The sequence below is a fragment of the Sandarakinorhabdus sp. genome (genome assembly GCF_031422795.1).
Classification (GTDB): Bacteria; Pseudomonadota; Alphaproteobacteria; order Sphingomonadales; family Sphingomonadaceae; genus Sandarakinorhabdus.
Genome location: NZ_JANPML010000421.1, coordinates 1 through 3675, shown reverse-complemented (window position 1 = coordinate 3675; position 3675 = coordinate 1). Strand labels below are relative to the sequence as shown.

The window sequence follows — 3675 nt, the reverse complement described above, 5'->3', positions numbered from 1 at the left end:
CGTGCGCCACGACATGAACGACCGCTTTGCCGATGCCACCACCGTGCGGTTTGATGCGGTGGCCCCGATCGGCGATTTCCGCCTGCACGCCGCTTTTGGCACCGGCATCGCCGATCCGACCTTCTTCGATCAGTTCGGCTTTTTCCCGGGCTCGTTCCGCGGCAACCCCAATCTGGTGCCGGAACGCAGCCGCAGCGTGGAAGCCGGCATCGGCTGGGCCAAGGGCAACAACAGCCTGGATGTCACCCTTTTCGATGCCAATTTGACCAACGAGATCATTGGCACGTTCAACAGCACCACCTTCATCGCCGGTGTTGCCAATGCCACCGGACGCAGCACGCGGCGCGGCGTGGAAATCGCGGGCCGGGCCGAATTGATCGAAGGACTGGGCCTCAGCGCCAGCTACACCTACCTCGATGCCAATCAGCAGCAGACAGCGGGCAACGCGGTGGTGCGCGAAGTGCGGCGGCCCAAGCACAGTGGCAGCATCGCGCTGAGCTATGTGAGCAGCGTTTTCGATCTGTCGGCGGCGGCCGCCATCACCGGCGCACGCGGCGACACCGATTTCGCCCGCTTCGTGCCGGTCATCCTGCCGGCCTACACGATCGTGACGCTGGCCGGTGCATGGCACATCAACCCGCGCATCGATCTGACCGCACGGGTCGAAAACGCGTTCGATGCCACGCAGGTTGACGTGTTCGCCTATCGCGGCCCCGGCATCACCGTCCACGGCGGCATCCGGTTCCGCCTGTGAGTGCAGCGGCGGCCCTGTTGCTGATGGCAGCGGCGGCCGCCGCCCCTCCGACGCGCGTTGTGTCGCTCAACCTGTGCACGGATGAATATCTGCTGCTCACGGCGCGCCGCAACCAGATTGCCAGCATCAGCCGGCTGGGGGCGGACGCGCAGGAAAGCCCGCTGGCGGTCAAGGCACGCGGGCTCGCCACCAACAATGGCCGCCTGGGTGATGTGCTGGCCCTGTCGCCGCAGCTGGTGCTGACCATGGGCCATGATCCGCAGGCCAAGGCGCTGGCAGCACGGCTGGGGCTGAAACTGGTGGCCCTGCCCTATCCCACCAGCCCGGCCGACGTCGCCTCGCAGGTTCGGCAAGTAGCCAATCTGGTCGGCAACGCGCCGGCCGGCGCTGCCTTTGCCGGCACGGTCGCCGCGCTCGCTGCCACCGCCCCGCCCGCCCGCGCTGGGCTTATGATCGGCGGCAGCGGCCTCGCGCCGGCGATGGACGGGCTGGCGGCCGGCTGGCTGCGGCTGGCTGGCATCAGGCAGCAGCAAAGCGGCCAGATCAGCCTGGAAACACTGCTGGTCCAGCCGCCGGCCATCATCATCCGCAATGTCTATCGCCCCGGCCAACGTTCGTTGCCGCAGGCGTGGAGCCAGCATCCAGCACTGCGCCAGCTGAAATCCCGCCAGCTCGAAGCCGATGGCCGCGCCTTTCTGTGCGGCGGTGCCGCGATGCCGGCGGAGATCCTGCGGCTGCGCAAGGCGCTCGCATGAAGCGCGCCTTGGCCTTGCTCTGCCTGTTGCTGGCGCTGGCGTCGTTGGCGCTGGGCCCAGTCGATCTGGCGGCGCTGTGGGCGCGCGACCCCGATCTGGCGCGCAGCCTGTTCATCGAACTGCGGCTGCCGCGCACCGGCCTGGCGCTGGCCATCGGCGCCGGGCTGGGCGCTTCGGGCGCAGCAGCGCAGGCCTTCTTTCGCAACCCGCTGGCCTCGCCCGATGTGCTGGGGCCGTCGTCTGGCGCGGCACTGGGCGCAGTGTTGGCGGGCTATTTCCTCGGTGCCGGCGTAATCGGCATGGCGGTTGGCGGCCTGGCCGGCGCTGGATTGTCGTTGCTGCTGCTGCTCAGCCTGGCCGGCACGGGCGCCGGCAGCACCCGATTGGTGCTGGCCGGCGTTGCGGTTTCCATGCTGCTCGGCGTGGCGATCAACCTGGCGCTCAGCCTCGCGCCGTCACCGTTCGCGCTTTATGATCTGATGTTCTGGCTGATGGGCGGCCTCAATGATCGCAGCCTGCCGCAACTGGCGCTGGCGGTGCCGCTGATCTTGATCGGCATTGCCCTGCTTCTGCGCACCGCACCGGCGCTGGATGCGCTCACGCTGGGCGAAGAGGTGGCGCAATCCCTGGGTGTCGGGCTGGCCACTGTGCAACTGCGCGTCGTGCTCGGCATCGCGCTCGCCACCGGCGCCGGAGTCGCCGTCGCCGGCAGCATCGGCTTCATCGGACTGATCGTGCCGCACCTGGTGCGCCCGTTCGTTGGCCACCGCCCCGGCGCGGCCATCGCGCCTGCGGCACTTGCCGGCGCGGCCCTGCTCACCGCCGCCGATATCGCCGTGCGGCTGGTCCCGGCCGGGCTTGATCTGCGGCTGGGCGTGCTCACCGCGCTGATTGGCGCGCCCTTCTTCCTCTGGCTGATCATGGGGCGGCGCTGATGCTGCACGCAAATGCCCTCGCCCGCCCGCCCATGCTGGCGCCGATCAGCCTGACGCTGCACCCCGGCCAGCTGATCGGGGTGATTGGCCCCAATGGCGCCGGCAAGACCACGTTGCTGAAGGCGCTGGCCGGGCTGTCACGCGGACCGGGGCTGGTGCAGCTGGATGGCCAGAATTTCACGCCGCACCCGCGCCGCCTGGCCTGGCTGCCGGCTGGCCGGGACGCTGTCTGGCCGATGACCGCTGCTGCATTGGTGCAGCTCGGCCTTGGCCCGGCAGCCCCGTCTGAACCCGCCGCAGTCGCTGCGGCTTTGGCCGCCTGTGATGCCACCGCGCTGGCGAGCCGCCCGGTGAATCAACTTTCCACCGGCGAGCGCGCCCGTGTTCTGCTGGCGCGTGCCCTGGTGGCCCGGCCAGCGTGGCTACTGCTGGATGAACCCATCGCCAATCTCGATCCCGGCCACCGGCTCGACGTGATGGCGTTGCTGGCTGCCGAGGCGGCGCGCGGTGCCGGCGTTGTGCTGGCGCTGCACGATCTGGAACTCGCCCGGCGCTGCGACCGGGTGTTGCTGATCGCTGGCGGCAAGCTGATTGCCGATGGCCCGCCAGACGTGGCGATGACGCCGCAACTGCTGGCGGCGTTATTCGGCGTGCAATTGACCAGTGACGGTTGGCAACGAATAGGAAATGATTTATTCATTCCCGATGTTCGCGGTTCAGGATCACAAGACGTTGTTGATGGGCAGCGTGCTCACCCGGGTGGACCGGTTTGAGGATATCGACTTCATCTGGGAGCGGATCGATTCGCTGACTCTGCATCGCAATGGCGAATTTGACTGGCACAACCAGACCCGCATCGCCGAAGCCGGCCAGCCAGCCCAGCTCAACGCCGAACATCTGCAGGGCGATTGGCACGTGATCGGCACCGGCAACGGGCCGCGCTATCTGCAACTGGGCACCGACGAAGGCGACATGTTCAGCTTCATGATCAGCCGGGATGGGCCAGATGGCTATCGGCTCAACAAAAAGCAATGGACCTTCCAGAAAACCGGCGTGCTGGCACTGCCCGCCTGAATTGGCCCCCACCCCTTGATTGACCATTGAGCGCATGGCCAACATCGGCCATACCCGCCAACATGCCGCCAATTGGACAGCCCCTCCCCCCGTCCGCTCGCACCACGGCCACGGCCATGGCCGAACTCATCGCCGATCTGCGCGAAAAGGCGGCCCG

The 3675-nt window shown here is 68.0% G+C and carries 5 protein-coding genes; all 5 read left to right on the top strand.

Features of this window, described 5'->3' with window-relative positions:
• Nucleotides 1-754: TonB-dependent receptor domain-containing protein (locus tag RMO81_RS14565; RefSeq protein ID WP_310476632.1), on the top strand; the 754-nt coding region annotated here is incomplete at its 5' end.
• Nucleotides 751-1509: a hypothetical protein gene (locus tag RMO81_RS14560; protein WP_310476631.1), complete on the top strand. Its 759-nt coding sequence runs from the start codon at nucleotides 751-753 to the stop codon at nucleotides 1507-1509. The genes RMO81_RS14565 and RMO81_RS14560, both read left to right, overlap by 4 nt.
• Entirely contained in the window at nucleotides 1506-2444 is a 939-nt protein-coding gene (locus tag RMO81_RS14555) for an iron ABC transporter permease (RefSeq protein ID WP_310476630.1), read from the top strand. Before RMO81_RS14560 ends, RMO81_RS14555 begins: the two co-directional genes overlap by 4 nt.
• On the top strand, nucleotides 2444-3217 hold the full coding sequence (locus RMO81_RS14550; protein WP_310476629.1) for an ABC transporter ATP-binding protein: 774 nt from the start codon (nucleotides 2444-2446) through the stop codon (nucleotides 3215-3217). The genes RMO81_RS14555 and RMO81_RS14550 overlap by 1 nt, the downstream gene beginning before the upstream one ends.
• Nucleotides 3150-3518 (top strand): hypothetical protein, encoded by a 369-nt coding sequence (locus tag RMO81_RS14545; RefSeq protein ID WP_310476628.1) that lies wholly within the window; start codon nucleotides 3150-3152, stop codon nucleotides 3516-3518. The genes RMO81_RS14550 and RMO81_RS14545 overlap by 68 nt, the downstream gene beginning before the upstream one ends.
• The last annotated feature ends 157 nt before the right edge of the window (nucleotides 3519-3675 follow it).

Excerpts from the sequence above, each read along its gene's own strand:
- RMO81_RS14555 (WP_310476630.1), top strand. The coding sequence starts at position 1,506 with ATGAAGCGCGCCTTGGCCTTGCTCTGCCTGTTGCTGGCGCTGGCGTCG.
- RMO81_RS14550 (WP_310476629.1), top strand. The coding sequence starts at position 2,444 with ATGCTGCACGCAAATGCCCTCGCCCGCCCGCCCATGCTGGCGCCGATC.
- RMO81_RS14545 (WP_310476628.1), top strand. The coding sequence starts at position 3,150 with ATGTTCGCGGTTCAGGATCACAAGACGTTGTTGATGGGCAGCGTGCTC.